The sequence below is a fragment of the Secundilactobacillus silagincola genome, assembly GCF_002583405.1.
GTDB lineage: Bacteria > Bacillota > Bacilli > Lactobacillales > Lactobacillaceae > Secundilactobacillus > Secundilactobacillus silagincola.
This window is the reverse complement of sequence record NZ_BCMJ01000001.1, coordinates 88,159-105,444: the sequence shown is the minus strand read 5'-3', so window position 1 is coordinate 105,444 and position 17,286 is coordinate 88,159. Positions and strand designations below refer to the sequence as shown.

Below are 17,286 nucleotides of genomic sequence, written 5' to 3'. Positions count from 1 at the left end.
TGATGAAAAATATTGTTTTTGATTGTGACCCTGGCCACGATGATGCGATGGCACTTTTTGAAGCGTTAGCCAATCCAGATAAATTGAATTTACTAGGCATTACTACTGTTGGTGGCAATCAGACCTTGGAAAATGTAACTCGAAATGCACAACATATTTTGTCAGTTGCGCACGCAAATATTGAACTAGCTAGTGGCCAAGATCGACCTTTAGTGAAAGAATTTTATCCAGCTACCAATGCACATGGAGATACAGGAATGGATGGTCCAACGTTTGACAATGCCGATACTAATTATCCAATCAGCAGTCAAAATGCGGTTACTTTCTTGCATAAAAAAATACAACAAAGTTCAGAATTAATTACGATAGTTGCAACTGGACCGTTAACTAATATCGCATTACTATTCAAAACTTTTCCTGATGTAAAAGATTCTATTGATAAAATTGTTCTTATGGGTGGTGGAATTGACCACGGTAATATAACTAAGGGAGCAGAGTTTAACATTTGGACAGATCCAGAAGCAGCTAAGATTGTTTTTACCGCTGGCATCCCACTTGTTATGGCAGGACTTGATGTAACGGAAAAAGCGTATATTACTTATGATGAAATTCAGACTTTCAATAAGCCGGGTAAAATTAATCAAGTTGTGTATGCATTGCTAAGCTTTTATTTTGAGTCAGGTAAGCAATTTGGGTTTAAAAATAGTCCGATTCATGATCTGTGTACAGTTTCTTATTTGCTTAACCCTAATATATTTACTGGCGAACATTATTCTGTGGATGTAGTGACCGATGATTCTGAGGCACGGGGAATGACTGTAGCGGATAAACGCCCCTTGCCTGAAAATAAGAACTCAACATTAGTTCTAATGGATGTTAAACGAGAACAATATCGTGATTTGCTTTTTGAAGCAATTAATCGGCTAAATGAGAAATAGAACATCGTCAAAAAGGACGTTCGCTTACCAGTTTACGCTGATAAGTGAACGTCCTTTTTTTGATCATTGTGGTTCCCAACTGCCCTTGAATAGCTGACTCTTTAAATCTTCAGCAGTGAGTTTTCGCTTGTGATCGAAACCTTTAAACGGCCGGATGGTCTCCAGTGCCGAATTCTGATAACGCTTAGCCCGGATCAGTGCGTACTCTTCTAATGAATCGTTTTTAACGTGTGTCATTAATCGTGCACTTGGTGTGGTATAAGGGTTCTCGATCCGGTCTTCGAGATCTTCCAGTTCTTCTTGGTATTCAGGTCCCAACTGGATTTGGTTGGCATACATTTCTAGCCGGCGCATGAGTGCTTTGGCTTTAGCCTGAAATTTAGTAACGGAAGTGGGTTCTTCTTCTGAAACAATTTCGTTCATTTTATCGGAACGGGTGATGACTTTTTCGACCTCTTCCGGGTGCAAAGCGGGTGTCATGATAAAATAACTGGCCATTAATCGTAAGAAACGCAGCGTGCCGGTTCTTACACCCACTGAACTGCTGGGATCTAAGTCTAACATTCTCAGTTCGAGGTACTTGACCCCAGTTTTAGGCAGGTCTTTCAAATTTGAATTACCCTTTAAACGAACGGCACCGTGGAATTCATAGTCGGAGATTAAGGTACCATCCTTGGCACCTTTTTCAATGCGGTCAACATACCGCTGAACACTGGTGTAGTCACCTTTGAATTTCGTGCCAAAGCCATAGACACTTTGACGGATGCTCCGTACGGGATGACCTGGTCCCTCATTTTTATCAAAGTAACCTGCTTCGGCAATTGGACTGGCACCGAAAAGATAGGTAATTAGCCAGCGGTAGCGACAAAAGCCTTGAGCGATGACAGCGTAAAGGTAATTTTCTAGATCGACTCGATTCGGGAAACGGTCCTTTAGATGCTCATAAACTAATTCGAAAACGTGATTATCAATGCTGAGATTAATGTGTGCGCCACATGGTGTGCCGGCAGAAAAGCCATGCCGTTTGACCCATTCATGCAGGTAGGCTTCCTTATCAGGTCCCATTTTGGCTAACGGAATGGTTGATTTATCCTTGGGTAAGCGTGGCGGCATCGATAATGGCCACAGTAATTCTCCTGGTGAAAGCGCGGTACGTAAAGCGTTATTTAAACTAAATAAGTAGTGCATCGCATCTAGTGCGTGACTGGCAGGCGGTGTCACAACCTCTGACATGGTTTCCAGAAAGTCGTTGGTAATCCACGGATTCGTTTTTTCATCGCCGGCACCAGCAGGATAAGGTTCCTGACTTAATTCTCCGGTTTCATCGACTCGCTGCATTTCGATTTCTAGCCCCATGGTAAAATCTTGCGTTTTCGCCACGGCTTCATTGTCAAAAATTAATTGACCGATTTCACTAAACATGGTTGGTTCCCCCTATATGTATTTCCAATTAGATTATTAATATTCTATGAGAAAACATTATTCCTTAGTGTACACTTTTCTAATAATGTAGTACAGCAAATTCGTAAATTAATTGGTTAAATGTATTACGGCAGTGACAACGGACTTATTGCTTGCGCATTGGCAGGTTAACCAGTATGCTAAAATCGATGAAAGCGCTTATTTAGAATGGAGGTTTTCCTATGAAAGTCATCGTCATTGGCGGCATTGCTGGTGGAGCATCCTTTGCCACCCGGTTTCGGCGATTGAATGAACAAAACGAGATTCTGATACTGGAACGCGGCGAGCATATTTCAATCGCCAGTTGTGCGTTGCCGTACTATTTAGGTGGCGTCATTACTGATCGTAATGCGTTGATCGAGCGGACACCGGCGATTTTGAAACAGAATAATAATATTGATGTTCGCGTGCGTCACGAAGTCACAGCGATTGATCCAGCGCGGCACAGGTTAAGTGTGAAGAACTTGGATAGTGGCGAGCAGTATGAAGAGACCTACGATAAGTTAGTTTTATCAACTGGTGCGCGACCAGTGTTGCCACCGATCAGCGGGATTGAAACGGCTACTAACGCCTTTACGTTGCGCAGTTTGACGGATGGTGACCGGATTAAGAACTACATTCAAACAGAAGCGCCTCAACAAGTGACGATTTTAGGTGCAGGCGCAGCAGGCGTTGAACTTGCTGAAAATTTCAGACAACTGGGACTATCAGTGACACTGGTTGATCAAGCTGACAAAGTGATGCAGCCATACGATATTGAACTGGCGGATTTCTTGGAAAAAGAGCTGGAGAAAAATGGTGTTGATGTGAAACTGGGCGTGACGATTCAGTTGGTTGCCGACAGTGGTCGTGAGCTGCACTTATCAGATGGCAGTGTACTGAACACGGATATGTTGGTAGTGGTCACCGGTGTCACCCCCAATAGCGAAATTGCTAAAAACGCTGGTCTTCAATTGTGGGCGGATGGCCACATTATTGTGAATAATCAATTTGCCACTTCCGCGCCCGATATTTACGCGATTGGTGACGTTATCGAAACAACCAGTCGGATTACCGGGTTACCGATCCCAAGTTTACTGTCCAGCGCCGCCAACCGGCAGGGGCACTTACTGGCAGATATTTTGAACGGTGAACCACTGCATTATCCCGGATTTGTGGGCGTATCTGCCGTGAAGGTGTTTAATCTCACTGCAAGTATGGTGGGGTACTCTGAACAAACCCTGCAGGCTGCAGGAATCACTAACTATGCCAGTGTATTCATTACCCCCTTTGACCATGCCTATTTCTACCCGAATGCGAAACGGTTGAATATTAAACTGATTTATGAACCAGACACCGGTAAAATTCTCGGCGGTCAATTCGTGGGTGAAAACGGTGTTGATAAACGATCAGGGGAGCTCTCAGCGGCAATTGCTGGTGGCCTCACCATTGACGAACTGCCAGGGATTGAGTTGCCATATTCACCGCCGTATTCAGCCCCTCGAGACCCGTTAAATATGGCTGGCTACGTTGGAATCAATCAACGCCAGCAGGCTAATCAGACGGTCAAGTACGATGATTTAACCGAGACTGAACGCTGTGATGGGACCTTTCTTGATATTCGCGAAACGGGAAAAACTGCCAGCGGCACCATTGATTCAGACTTGGCCATTCCACTAACCGAGCTACGTGACCGGTTAACTGAAATTCCGACGGGGCACACCGTCTACATTCTTTACAGGAAGGGACTTGGCCCTTATAATGCTTCCAGAATACTGGCAGGGAACGGATACGATGTTAAAATTGTGACAGAATGAGTGTGTGACAAAACTTGGTAGATTCCAGAATTTAACGTGAATAAACCTCATTCCGGCGAACTTTGTCGGGATGAGGTTTATTCACGTTAAATGGCAGGAATCTGAGTTTTGGCACACGATTAGGCAATATTGACGCGTTGAGCCAAAGAACAGTATCACTAATTTTGGCTGAAAAAGTGATTGAAATACTTGCCAATATAGGCTTATGGCACAACTTATTTTTTTAGAGGTTGTCCAAAAACCGACGAATTCCCTGTAACCACGCCGCAATCCAGTCTGAATGCAGTGATAGCACTACTAATAGCAGCGATAAAATAAACATCAATATGATCATGATCAAATGTAATTTCCGCTGACGCATAACGATGGCGATGTATTCACGCATCACAGCGTTTGGCAGGAAGAAGCCGGCTGTCTTAGAACCGATACCAGTGGCTTTTAGTCCTGCCGATTGGGCAAAGATAGCAGCTCGGAACGTGTGGTAGTTATTGGTGACAAAAATGGTTTTCGGTTTTTTAACCAGTGATTCATCGATGATTTTTTTTGAAAAGACCATGTTCTCATAAGTCGTTTTAGAGGCCGTTTCAGCAAGGGCATCGTTGGCGCCAACACCGTGGGCAATCGCATACTGACGCATGGCTTCACCTTCGGGCATGGTTTCGTCGCCACCCTGACCGCCGGAAAAAATCATTTTCGGAGCGTGACCCGTTTTCTTTAGCTGGCGTTGATAGAATTGGATTCCCTTATGAATTCTTTGTGCCAGTAAGGGGGTGACTTGATCACCGTTCATCAAACCGGCACCCAGTACGATGATGAAATCCTTATTGTGACGGGGCCAATAGAACTGGTAGAGTACCAGTACAGTCAGGTAATTATAGAACCAGAAAACAGCATACAAGATGCATAGGACTGGAAAGGTCGTGAACACCTCAGCCCAAAAAATGGGTAAATGTGCCCGAATAAGTTTGATTACAAATGGCAGTATAATAATGCCGATTCCCAGATAAAGTGTCAGTGAATTTGCCAGTGAATGACTTTCCCGACGCCAAACAATGGCAGCGTTCCAGAATAGTAAAATTGCCTGAAGCGCAAAGAACAGGCCAATACAGAAGAGGATAAATAAGAATAAGATGCCAACGGGGTAAATAATGGCGGTATTGCCGGTATTCAGGATGGTTATGGCAAGTGTCAGCCAAAAGCTGTAGAAAAACAAGTTGAACCAAATGCCGTTTCTCAGCCAAGTTCGGTTGTAGGCATAGTTGATCCCAAAAATCACAAAGAAGACTCCGGTGATCAGCCAGCCCAGTTTAACGTAAAATAAATAATCGCCTTGCAATAATAACTCCCCCTTAATCGTCTCATTAAATTATACTCTAAATCCGGTGTTAATTACTTGATACCTTGGCGTTTTAGGTAAAGAACGTCTATACTATATAAGCTGGTTATGATGTTTGTTGTGTCATCATAATCGTTAAAATGACATAGAGAGAGGATCTTTATTTTGCAAAATCAAGCCATTCCGAGAAAGACAATGCTGGCGATTATTGGTGCTGGTTTAATGGCGTTTTGCGGTGTTTTAGTTGAAACATCGATGAACGTGACGTTTCCAACACTGATGGCACAGTTTAAACTGTCCATGAGTGTGGTTCAATGGCTGTCTACTGGGTATCTCTTACTGGTTTCACTGACCATGGCGACTTCGGCGTATATCCAGCGACGATATAAAATTCGCAGTATTTTTATTTTTTCAGGGGTGTCATTTATCTTGGGCAGCTTTGTTTGTGCCTTGGCCCCAAGTTTTGTCGTGTTATTAATTGGCCGGCTGATTCAGGCTGTCGCAACCGGTTATGCGATTCCGCTATTATTCGCGATTATTCTGCAGCAGGTTCCCGTTGCCCGGCTAGGTTTATTTATGGGCATCGGTGGCATGGTGGTTGGTGTCGCGCCTTCCATTGGACCGACTTACGGTGGGATGAACACCTATTTATTTACCTGGCGTGAAATTTTCTGGTTTATTTTACCCGTGGTTGTGATCGCTGTTTTACTGGGTACGTTCACGATTCCGCAAAAGATGAAGACCCGGCGCGACACGTTTGATTTTCTTGGCCTTATATTATTAGGGATTTCCTTCTTTTTGATTGCGGAAGGTTTTACTGAAGCCGGTGACTTTGGCTGGCTCAGTATTCAGTTCTGGGGCTTCTTAGCAGCAGGACTTGTGGTTCTAGGATTGTTTATTTACCACTCGTTTCACTCTGACCGCGATTTACTAGATCTCAATATTTTTAAATCACCGACCTTTGTTTTGAGCATTCTGTCGTATTTCTTGATTCAATTGATGAACATTGGGATTTCATATTTACTGCCCAACTACAGTCAGTTAGTGTTTGGCGCAAATTCACTGGTCGCCGGTTCAGCTATCCTGTTAGGTAGTTTAGTTTCAGGAATCGTTCAACCAATGAGTGGCCGGCTGTTGGATTCACATGGTGCGGGTTACCCGATTCGAATCGGGAGTGTCCTAATCGTGATCTCGATGATCTTGTTTGCCATCTTCGGCCTGCATTTGAACATTCCAATGATTATCTTCTTCTACTTAATCTTCGGTTTAGGTTTTGGCTTTAGTTTTGGCAACGTCATGACCAATGGGATTGGACAAGTAGATGTTAAATTACAGCAGGATGCCAACGCTGCGTTTAACACCAGTCAACAGTACGCAGGTTCAATCGGAACTGCTATTATGGCCGCTATCCTGACCAGCAGTCAGCACAGTGATCCGCATTTGTCACAGGCTGTGCTCTCAGCTCGCGGCGGTGATCATGATTTTAGTTTGCTGGCATTACTTGCTATCGTGACGTTGATATTGATTTTAATTAACTTCCGGAAACAGGCAAAGAATAGCCAAGCATAGCTTGATAGAAATAACAGAGGAGTTACCGTAAAACGCGGTAGCTTCTTTTTTTACGGCAACGTTAAGAAACCCTTCAGATGCCTTTTACGATTAGGTGATTAGATGAGGAACTGGTAAAATAGAGGTAACTTTAAGGTAGCAGTGAAATGGAGGAATAAACATGATTGCAGGGATCGTTATCGCAGTGGTAGTCGTTATTTTAATCATTGCCTATGTCAGCGCGTATAACGGGTTGATCAAGGGCCGGACTTACGTTCAGGAATCATGGAGTCAAATTGACGTTCAATTGAAGCGTCGGAACGATTTGATTCCTAATCTGATTGAAACGGTAAAGGGGTACAGTCACTACGAACAAAGCACTTTGGAAAAAGTCGTTGGTTTGAGAAATCAGTTGGTAAACAGCTCAGGTGAAGATCATCAAAAAACCATGGCCGTTTCTGATCAATTGAGTAATTCGTTGAAAAGTATTTTTGCGGTAGCTGAAGCGTATCCAGATTTGAAGGCCGACCAAGAATACACCAAGTTAATGGAAGAATTGACTAACACTGAAAACAAAATTGCCTACTCACGGCAATTGTATAATTCAAGCGTGGCCAGCTTTAACCTGAAAATTCAGTCGTTCCCAAGTAACATTGTGGCTTCAATTCACCACTTCAAGATCAGTGAATACTTACAGGTACCAGAAGAAGAAAAGGCAGCGCCAAAAGTTTCTTTTGATAAATAAGCGAGGATGACGGTAGATGTTATACGAACAAATTGCCCGGAATAAAAGGCGCACGATTTATGTCCTGACGGGGTTCGTCATCTTAGTACTGGCTATTGGGGCAGCGATTGGGTACGTTTTCTTTAATAGTTATGTTGCTGGCCTAGTGTTGGCATTGGTATTCGCAGGGGTCTACGCCGCAATTATGATCGGTAATTCGACCAATATTGTGATGTCCATGAACCATGCCCACGAGATCACCAAAGCAGAACAGGCCCCCGAACTGTGGCACATTGTTGAAGATATGGCACTGGTGGCACGGGTGTTTATCATCGATGATCCGAGTCCAAACGCGTTTGCTACGGGGAATAACCCGCAGCATGCCGCAGTGGCGGCCACTTCTGGCATTCTTGAACGCTTAAACCGTGAAGAATTAGAAGGTGTTATGGGACATGAAATGACCCATGTGCGCAACTATGATATTCGGCTGCAGACAGTGGCTTTGGCGCTGGCAGCTGCCATTACTGGAATGGTTAACTTAGCGGGTAACTATTTCTGGTGGGGCGGCGGTAGTCGTCGCCAGGATGATGACGATGATAATGGCGGTAACGTGATCCAAATTGTCATGCTGATCGTATCGATCCTGTTGATTATTTTAGGTCCCATCGCGGCCACCTTGGCTCAAATGGCGTTATCAAGGAACCGGGAATACTTGGCGGATGCGGGTAGTGTCGAATTGACAAGGAACCCACAGGGATTGATTTCAGCACTACAAAAGATTTCTACTTCGGAACCGATGAAAGAGGCGGATCCGAGTAGTGCGGCGCTGTATATTTCTGATCCAATGAAAAAGAAAAAATCGGTCACTCACCTGTTTGATACCCATCCCCCGATGGAGGAGAGAATTGAGAGGTTGAGAAAGATGTAGAGTGCAGAGCGTAAAAAAGCTCGGGTAGGCTCCAGAATATAAGCAAACAAAAGCGGTTTCCCCCAGGTCTTTTGGGGAAAACCGCTTTTGTTTGCTTATATTCTGGAGCCTGAGCCTTTTTGCGCGTTTCAGCAATATAAGGGGCAACAAGTTTCCCTGGTTTTGGGAGACTTTGCCTTATTTGCTTATACGGCAGGAATCAGAGCCTTTTCGCACGTTAAGGGCTAGATAAGCACATTTTTTAGAAGAACTTAATCTTATTAACCTACGTACCTAGAATATCAGCCTTTTCACCCAGAGAAATACCTCCCCAAAATCCACCAACTTCAATTTCCAGTCGCCACGTCCCTAATAAAATGGTAAGATAATAACAATCCGATTAGGAAATTATTAAAATAGAGGTGCGTAACATGACTCGAAAAATTGGTGTCATTGGAATGGGTAATGTTGGTGCAACTGCTGCCCATTATATTGTGGCCAATGGTTTTGCTGATGATTTAGTTTTAATCGATATTCGTGAGGCCAAGGTAAAGGCCGATGCGTTGGATTTTGAAGATGCAATGCCAAATTTACCCGTACATACTAATATTACAGTGAATGACTATTCTGCATTAAAGGATGCTGATGTCATTATTTCAGCGGTTGGGAACATTAAGTTACAGGATAATCCAACTGATGACCGGTTTGCTGAGCTACCATTTACCAGTGAAGCAGCTAAAAAAGTCGGTGCTCAAATTAAAGCTTCTGGCTTCCATGGCAAGATGGTGGTCATCACTAACCCCGTTGATGTGATTACGTCTATCTATCAACAAGTGACCGGCTTACCTAAGAACCACGTTGTTGGAACAGGGACTTTACTGGATTCAGCACGGATGAAGCGAGCTGTGGCTGCTAAGCTGAACATCGATTCACGCTCAGTGGTTGGCTACAACTTAGGCGAACACGGTAACTCTCAATTTACTGCTTGGTCAACTGTTCGAGTATTAGGGAAACCAATCACTGAAATCGCTAAGGAACGAAACCTCGATTTGGATGAACTCGATCACCAAGCCAAGGTCGGCGGTCATACAGTGTTTCATGGTAAGAAATACACTAACTATGGTGTCGCTACTGCAGCGGTTCACTTAGCTAACACGATTTTAAGCGGTGCTGAAACCGAAATGCCAGTTTCTAATTACCGTGAAGAATATGGCACTTACCTATCATACCCAGCCATTGTTGGCCGTGATGGTGTGCAGGAACAGTTACAACTGGAATTAACGGAAGACGAATTAAAGAAGCTTCAGATTTCAGCAGATTATATCAAGACTAAGTTTGCAGAAAGCACGAAGTAACCTTAATATTAAATAACTGAAATCAGCGGTCAATCCAATTGCGGATTGACCGCTGATTTTTTGCCGATTAGGTCTATTGAATAATATCAGTAGAGTTATAACGGAAAACCTGATATACTACACTACTTGTGACTAAAATTCGTGGAGGGGATAGTATGTTGGGAAAAGTAAAACGTGCCATCTTGATTTTAATTTTAAGTGAATTCTTGGTTTGCCTAGGGATTGGCCTGGTCATTCCAGTAATGCCATTTCTTCGTAACCAGCTTCATTTGTCGGCTTTTGATATGGGGGTCATGACGGCCTTGTTTTCTTTTGCCCAATTTATCACCTCACCAATTATTGGTAAAATTTCCGATCGAGTGGGAAGAAAGCCGATTATTGCCATTGGACTGGCACTTTATGCTGTTTCAGAAATCTTATTTGCGCTGACTAATTTACTGGGCATGTTCGATATTGCCCGGGTAATCGGCGGTATCTCAGCTGCCATGGTGACGCCTACTGGGATGGCGCTGGCTGCAGATATTACGACCAAGCGGCAACGGGCGAAGGTCATCGGCTGGCTGTCCGCGGCGTTTAGTGGTGGCTTGATACTGGGCCCCGGAATCGGCGGCATTCTGGCTGGTATTAGCTACAAAACGCCATTTTGGTTTGCGGGCGCCTTAGGGTTGCTTAGTACCATTGCACTATTAATTTTATTGCCTAAAGATTCTGAAATTGAAAAACCGGATCAAATTACCAACCAGGACCAGAAATCAGCTAATCTCATGAACGGGGATTGGCACGATTTACTGGTTAAACCGGTGATCTTACTGTTTATTCTGATTCTGGTATCTTCTTTTGGTCTGCAAGGGTTCGAGAGTATCTATAGTTTGTTCGTAAACCAAGTCTTTCATTTTAGCATTGCTAACATTGCGTTAGTTTTGACGTTAAACGGATTGATTTCGCTATTCTTCCAAGTAATGCTGTTTGACCGGTTAGTGATTCGGTTCAAGGAAACTCGGCTGATCCGCATCTGTTTCTTCTTTGCACTTATCGGAACCGTCTGGATTATCTTTGCTCATAGCAAGATTGAAGTCATTATTGCAACGTTGCTGGTCTTTACGGCGTTTGACCTTTTACGGCCGGCAATCACCACGTTACTGACGAAACTCAGCGCCAAGAATCAGGGTTTGATCAACGGATTGAATATGTCGTTGACCAGCGTGGGTAACGTGATTGGACCGCTGATGTCTGGGGCATTATTGGATATGAACACGCATTACCCATACATCGTCGTTGCCGGTTTCCTCGCCGTCTCGTATTTAATGGCGTTTGCTGTTAAAATTAAACCACATCATTTAGCGTAACGGAGGCTCAATGTGAAAAAAGCAGAATTAGCAAGTCAGTTTGTGAGCCAGCATCGGTCACAGTTTCAGTGCCCAGTATGCGGTGGCGAAATTGCATCGGTGATCGGCCAAACGGTTCAATGTGAAAATGAACATAGTTTTGATATTTCCAAAAAAGGCACGTTATTTATGATCAACGCGCCAGTTAAAACCGAGTATACGGATGAGATGTTACGTTATCGGCAGCAGATGTTAACCGCGGGCTTTTTCGAGCCTATGTTGACGGCAGTATCGGCTCAGATTAAACACGGTGGTTTAGTGTTAGATGCCGGCTGCGGTGAAGGAACCACTACCAAATGGTTGGCGCAGCAAAATCAAAATGACGCTTACGTTGGCTTAGATATTTCCAAACCAGCCATTAATATTGCCGGTTCCGGTGCAGTCAACGAGCCGCAGCCATTATTTATGGTGGGCGATTTGGCGAAGTTGCCCTTTGGTGATCAGCAGGTGACTACAATCGTCAATATCCTGTCACCGGCCAATTATCAGGAATTTGACCGGGTATTGCAACCGGGCGGCAAGTTGATCAAGGTGATTCCCAATAGTCAGTATCTCAAAGAGTTGCGTGCGCTGATTTATCCGGAAGGTGAACATGCCACCTACGATAATTCACCGGTTAAGGATCACTTTGTTGAACACTACGGTAACGTTGCCTTCACACCAGTTCACTATCAGTTTGACCTAACACCAGCATTATTCAGAGCGCTGTTTGAAATGACGCCGTTGACTTGGCGGGCAGCTGACCGCAAAGACAGTATTTTAAAGCAAGGTTTGACACACATCACAGCGGATTTTGAAATCGGTGTTGTGACGAAGTAAGGTAAAAATAGGCTCCAAGAACACAGCAGTTGATGCGGTGACTTCTTGGAGTCTATTTTTTAGAGAAAGTAATGAAAATAAGAAACAACTACTAGTTATTTAACCAATAAGTTGCTATACTAACAGCAAACTTAATTAAGTTATTTGGGGTATTGAGTTGATATATAGTTAACGGTATTAACTATTTAACGATATTTTTAGGTGGAGATGTTAGCAGGTTATTAAATTTTGCTGGAGGGCAATAAAATGAATAAGCAAAAGATACAAAAGCAGCACAGGCGGATACTGCAAGATAGTGGTCAAATTAATGAACATTTTAAGATGTATAAAAGTGGCAAAATGTGGATTTTTGCCAGTCTATTCACGATTTCACTGGGTACCAGCTTCGTTTTTGGCGGACATCAGGATGCGCATGCAGATACAGAATCTGAATCAGAAACGACGCAAGCGGCGATTAACGAACAACCGGCTTCACAAGCATCGCAAATAGCGCTCAGGGATAATGGACAAACGGTGCCAAATGTCACCAGTGATTTGAAAACGCATACACCACCAGTGGATGATAATGGTCAGGAGACTATAACGCCGGCAGCATCAACAGCTGGGGACGCTGTGCCTAAAGCCACTGAACCGCAAACTGTACAAACAACCAATCTAGGTGATGTAACTGACGAAAATACCATTGCACAGGCTAAACGTGCTGCATCGGCAACTTACGCTGAAACAGGTACGCCGCAAGAGATAACGGCGGTAGCTGGTACTCAAGAAACAGCAGATAACCCCAGTACGGATCATATTACCAATACAATGACGTCTCATATTCAAGTTCGGATTTATCCAAATTGGGAAAAAGGAACTGATCCCAATCGTACTAATTTGGGTACCGATTATGCCGATGGTGGTAATGTTCAGTTGACATGGTCGGTAGATTTAGATCTAGTTTCAAAGACGGCGACTTATACCTTAACTGACACCAAAGTTAATATTCCTAATGGTTTAGACTTAAATAAACCCGGTTATGACATGGGCGCTATGGCTTTGGCTTTTAAGCAACCTGTTCCTGGTGTTTGGAATTGGCAATATATTCAAAGATATAACAAACAGGTGGTAATTAATAATGGCAAAATTAATGCGGCTTATTTGAATAATTACGCTCAATATTCCAGTAGTAGTCAGCTAGATGGATTTATACCTGTAAACGTGGGCGATACGTTAGTACAGCAAGGTGTTGATTTGACCATTTATAACACCAAAGATGCCATTATCAATCAGAAATCAACTTTAGTGCCAGGTGACATTCTAGTCCCCGTAGTCTATACGCCACGTTGGCAAGTCGTCCACGTAACCGTTGAAGATACTGACGCTAATCCTATCTCTAGATATGATGTAACTGGCGCTTCTGATACCGAACTTACAGCTGATATGGTTACTGCCGGAGTTCTGGACGGTTACGAAATCGTGACAGATACGGACCCATCTACGGGAATTACTACCCCAAGAATTACGATGGACAGCACGTTTGATCACGATGATGGTCAAGATCAACAGGCCACTATTGTTGTTGCCGCTGAAACAGAGGTGCTAGAGCCAGTCACGGTTAAACAGACGATCCATTATCAGATGGCTGACGGTACGCCTGTAACTGGTATTACTGATAACGTCCAGAACTTAACCTATACTGCTGTCCAAAATAAAGTTACTGGGGAGGTTACCTATACGCCAATGGGCTGGCTTACAGCAGTAACTAGTCCACCGGTAGACGGTTACGCGCCTAATATTGGCATTGTACCAATTAACGGCGATATGATTACTGGTATAAAACCAACAGATACAACAGTCAACGTTACGTACATCGGTAATCCGCAAACGGTCATAGTACATTATATTGATGTGAATGATTCAAACAAGACTTCGGACTGGACTGCAGCAGATGGTATCGAGGTGCTACCAGCTGAACAAACACTGTACGGAACTACGGATGAGACTTACACGAACATGATCACATTACCAGATAATTACGTTCAGGTTGCAGCCGATGATGGTGCATCCAGCGGAATATTTGATAAAGATGACCAGACTGATCAGAGCTATAATGTGTACGTCAAACATGCTACAAAGACGATAACACCGACAACTGATCCCCAAAATGATGAATTAAATGCAACGGTAATTCGAACGATTAACTATGTTTATGGAAATGATACTGTGGCGCATCGCAAAGGCGATCAGGTAATCGCACCAGTTAATCAGCAGCAAGACTTCACACGGACTGGAATCGTTGATGAGGTCACTGGTGATGTGATTTACTACAGTCCTTGGACGCCAATTAGTCAGGATGATGGCGGACTTATAGCAGTGCCATCGACTGCCATCACCGGTTATATGCCAAATCAACTTTTAATAGCTGCAGGAAACGTTGATTTGACTGGACTGAAGACGGGTGAGACGACATTAAAGTCAGAAACAGTAACTTATCATCCGGATGCTCAAAAAATTCAGATTCACTATATCGATGTTACAGGTTCAAATAAGGAATTTGGCTGGACAGCGATGGATGGCGTTGAACTGACTTCGGCGTTGCAAACGTTGAATGGCACCACGGATGATGTTTATACAAACCCCATTATCTTGCCGACAAACTATGTTAAAGTGACTCAAGACGCGGGTTCTGCCAGTGGCTTTTTCGACACTGATGATAAGATCAATCAGAACTATAACGTCTACGTCAAACATGCTACAAAGACGATAACGCCGACAACTGATCCCCAAAACGATCAGCTAAAAACCACAATTACGCGCACCATTAACTACGTGTATGGGGATGATGCGGTTGCGGGTAAGCGGGGAACGACTGCAGCACCAGCAGTGGTTCAGAAACAGGACTTTACGCGCACAGGGATAGTCGATTTAGTCACTAACGATGTGAATTACAGTACGTGGACGGCTGTAACCAGTGTTGGTGAAGGGTTTGTAGCAGTTGACTCACCAACTGGGGCCAGTGATACTGAGCTGACTGGTTATACACCGGATAAGGATACGGTTGTCGCTGTGGTAACGAGTAGTTTAACGGTCAATGATCAGCCAGTGGTAGAAACAGTTACGTATCATCCAGACAAACAAAAAGTTACGGTGCACTACATTGATGTGAACGACTCACCCAAGACGTCAGACTGGACGGCAGCGGATGGTACAGAAGTGTCAACGGCAGTACAGACATTGACTGGGAAATCGGCTGGAACCTACACGAACACGATCGCGTTGCCGGATAATTTCGTTCAGGTTGGGACCGATGATGGTGCATCCAGTGGGACGTTTGATAATGATAGTCAGGTTGATCAAAGCTACAATGTCTACGTTAAACATGCAACAAGAACGATTACGCCTGTAACTGATCCCTACAACGACGAGTTGAGGGCAACGGTGACTCGGACCATCAACTATGTTTACGGTAACAGTACAGTTGATCATCAAAAGGGTGATAAAGTGGTCGATTCAGTAGACCAACACCAAGATTACACTCGGACTGGGACAATCGATGAGGTGACAGGTAAGCTCACGTACAGTGCATGGACACTAACTATTGGAACGGATGAAGGTCTCAAGATGGTAACACCAACTAAGATTACCGGTTACACACCTGATCAAGCGTCAGTTAGTGCTGGTACTGTTGACGTGACAACTTTAACTGGTAACGAAACATTGAAGCCGGTTACCGTGACGTACAATCCCAATCCCACCAAGATTGCTGTCACCTACATCGATGATATCGAAAACGGTAAGGTAGTTGAAGGCACATCATTAGACGGATTTGTTGACCAAACAGGTACGTTTAACGTTGTGACACCAAATAACTATGAGTTGAGTAAAGGTCAAAGCGATAAGGTTAATTACACGTTTACACCTGATAATGGTACGATTGCCATTCACTTATCGCATCAAATCGGGCATACCACCACGATTACAACCCGGACGATTAATTACTTCGTTCAAGGGACGACAATGCCAGTTCATGCGTCAGAAGTACAGCCATTGACTTGGCACATTACGACGGATAAAGTCATGGGTGCTACTGTGGCAGTTCCTGAGGGCGGTTATCCTGCAGTGAATTCGCCAGTTGTTTCAGGCTATACACCTGACCAAACAAGTGTTGATAATGAATATCCAGGTGTTGTGATAGGCAAGAGTGCTGGGAATATGGCAGTAACGGTTTACTACGTTGCTACGCCGGATGCGCCAGATAATGATGTAACGCCGCCAACTACGCCCGAGACACCACCAACTACACCAGAAACGACGCTTATTACTGATGGTGATACAGTACCAAATGAGCCAGTGAGTGAGACAACTGATAACGGACAGGTGCCAACTCAAGAAGGTAGTGATTCGAATGGCGGTGAAAGTCGAACGGGTTTGGCTGGTCAAGCGGAGCAACCTGGGTTAACCGAGGCTGGTGAGCATGCTCAACCAGTATTTAGTCAGCAGACGTCTAATAACACAGGCAAAGCAACATCTGAGTTACCGCAAACTAATGAACAGAACACTCGCATTTGGACTTCGTTAGGACTTGGTTTGATGAGTATCATGAGCTTGCTTGGATTAGTTAAGCGGCAGAAACGTGAAAATGATTAAGCATTGTAAAGTTAATTGATAAAGATGGTGTTGAAGAGTCAGGTGATACTCCTTCATGGATAAGCAAATGCCTATCCATGGAGGAGTTTTTGTATGGTCGGAAAGGTGAGACCCATTCGATGGAAATTGGAAGAACTTCGTATGTTGTTTTGTACTTTAAAAACATGTCAACGATACTTGCAAAGTCAACTTAAATTAAAATCAGTAAATTCCGTTCTGTTACTGGTTTTTTTGATAATAAATTGTTATACTATGGGCAAACAAAGGTTAGTTAATTGTTATGTATCGTTGGAGGATATTTAATAGCGTTAACTAGGTATATCGGCATCCTATGAATAGGGATACTAAAAGTTGGAGCTAGGTTTAAATTTTGCTGGGGGGCAATAAA

11 protein-coding genes are annotated in these 17,286 nt (G+C 43.8%); 9 read left to right on the top strand and 2 right to left on the bottom strand.

Features of this window, described 5'->3' with window-relative positions; all coding sequences use genetic code 11:
• Positions 1-2 precede the first annotated feature (2 nt).
• The gene (locus CES82_RS00355; RefSeq protein WP_098823335.1) at positions 3-938 is read left to right on the top strand and encodes a nucleoside hydrolase; all 936 of its coding nucleotides are present in this window, start codon (positions 3-5) and stop codon (positions 936-938) included.
• Positions 939-1,001: 63 nt separating this feature from the next.
• Here the strand turns inward: CES82_RS00355 and CES82_RS00350 are convergent, their stop codons facing one another.
• Positions 1,002-2,360: a glutamate--cysteine ligase gene (locus tag CES82_RS00350; RefSeq protein ID WP_098823334.1), complete on the bottom strand. Its 1,359-nt coding sequence runs from the start codon at positions 2,358-2,360 to the stop codon at positions 1,002-1,004.
• A gap of 221 nt (positions 2,361-2,581) precedes the next feature.
• Here CES82_RS00350 and CES82_RS00345 point away from each other — a divergent pair, with 221 nt between their 5' ends.
• On the top strand, positions 2,582-4,195 hold the full coding sequence (locus CES82_RS00345; protein ID WP_098823333.1) for an FAD-dependent oxidoreductase: 1,614 nt from the start codon (positions 2,582-2,584) through the stop codon (positions 4,193-4,195).
• 223 nt (positions 4,196-4,418) lie between these two features.
• Here CES82_RS00345 and CES82_RS00340 read toward each other — a convergent pair whose 3' ends face one another.
• A complete protein-coding gene (locus CES82_RS00340; RefSeq protein ID WP_098823332.1) occupies positions 4,419-5,531 on the bottom strand; it encodes a YdcF family protein in 1,113 nt (370 codons plus the stop codon).
• Positions 5,532-5,696: 165 nt separating this feature from the next.
• On the opposite strand from CES82_RS00340, the gene CES82_RS00335 reads away from it, so the two are divergent.
• From CES82_RS00335 to CES82_RS00305, 7 genes are all read left to right on the top strand, one after another.
• Positions 5,697-7,100 carry a DHA2 family efflux MFS transporter permease subunit gene (locus tag CES82_RS00335; protein ID WP_098823331.1) on the top strand — a complete coding sequence of 468 codons (1,404 nt, stop codon included), beginning with the start codon at positions 5,697-5,699 and terminating at the stop codon, positions 7,098-7,100.
• 160 nt (positions 7,101-7,260) lie between these two features.
• Complete coding sequence (locus tag CES82_RS00330) at positions 7,261-7,824, top strand: LemA family protein (protein ID WP_098823330.1); 564 nt, start codon at positions 7,261-7,263, stop codon at positions 7,822-7,824.
• 16 nt (positions 7,825-7,840) lie between these two features.
• Complete coding sequence (htpX, locus tag CES82_RS00325; RefSeq protein ID WP_098823329.1) at positions 7,841-8,731, top strand: zinc metalloprotease HtpX; 891 nt, start codon at positions 7,841-7,843, stop codon at positions 8,729-8,731.
• Between the two features lie 410 nt (positions 8,732-9,141).
• Positions 9,142-10,065, top strand: a complete 924-nt coding sequence (locus CES82_RS00320) for an L-lactate dehydrogenase (protein WP_098823328.1) — start codon at positions 9,142-9,144, stop codon at positions 10,063-10,065.
• Between the two features lie 155 nt (positions 10,066-10,220).
• Entirely contained in the window at positions 10,221-11,411 is a 1,191-nt protein-coding gene (locus CES82_RS00315) for an MFS transporter (protein WP_098823327.1), read from the top strand.
• 12 nt (positions 11,412-11,423) lie between these two features.
• Entirely contained in the window at positions 11,424-12,269 is an 846-nt protein-coding gene (locus CES82_RS00310; protein ID WP_098823326.1) for a methyltransferase domain-containing protein, read from the top strand.
• 246 nt (positions 12,270-12,515) lie between these two features.
• On the top strand, positions 12,516-16,898 hold the full coding sequence (locus CES82_RS00305) for a mucin-binding protein (RefSeq protein ID WP_098823325.1): 4,383 nt from the start codon (positions 12,516-12,518) through the stop codon (positions 16,896-16,898).
• The last annotated feature ends 388 nt before the right edge of the window (positions 16,899-17,286 follow it).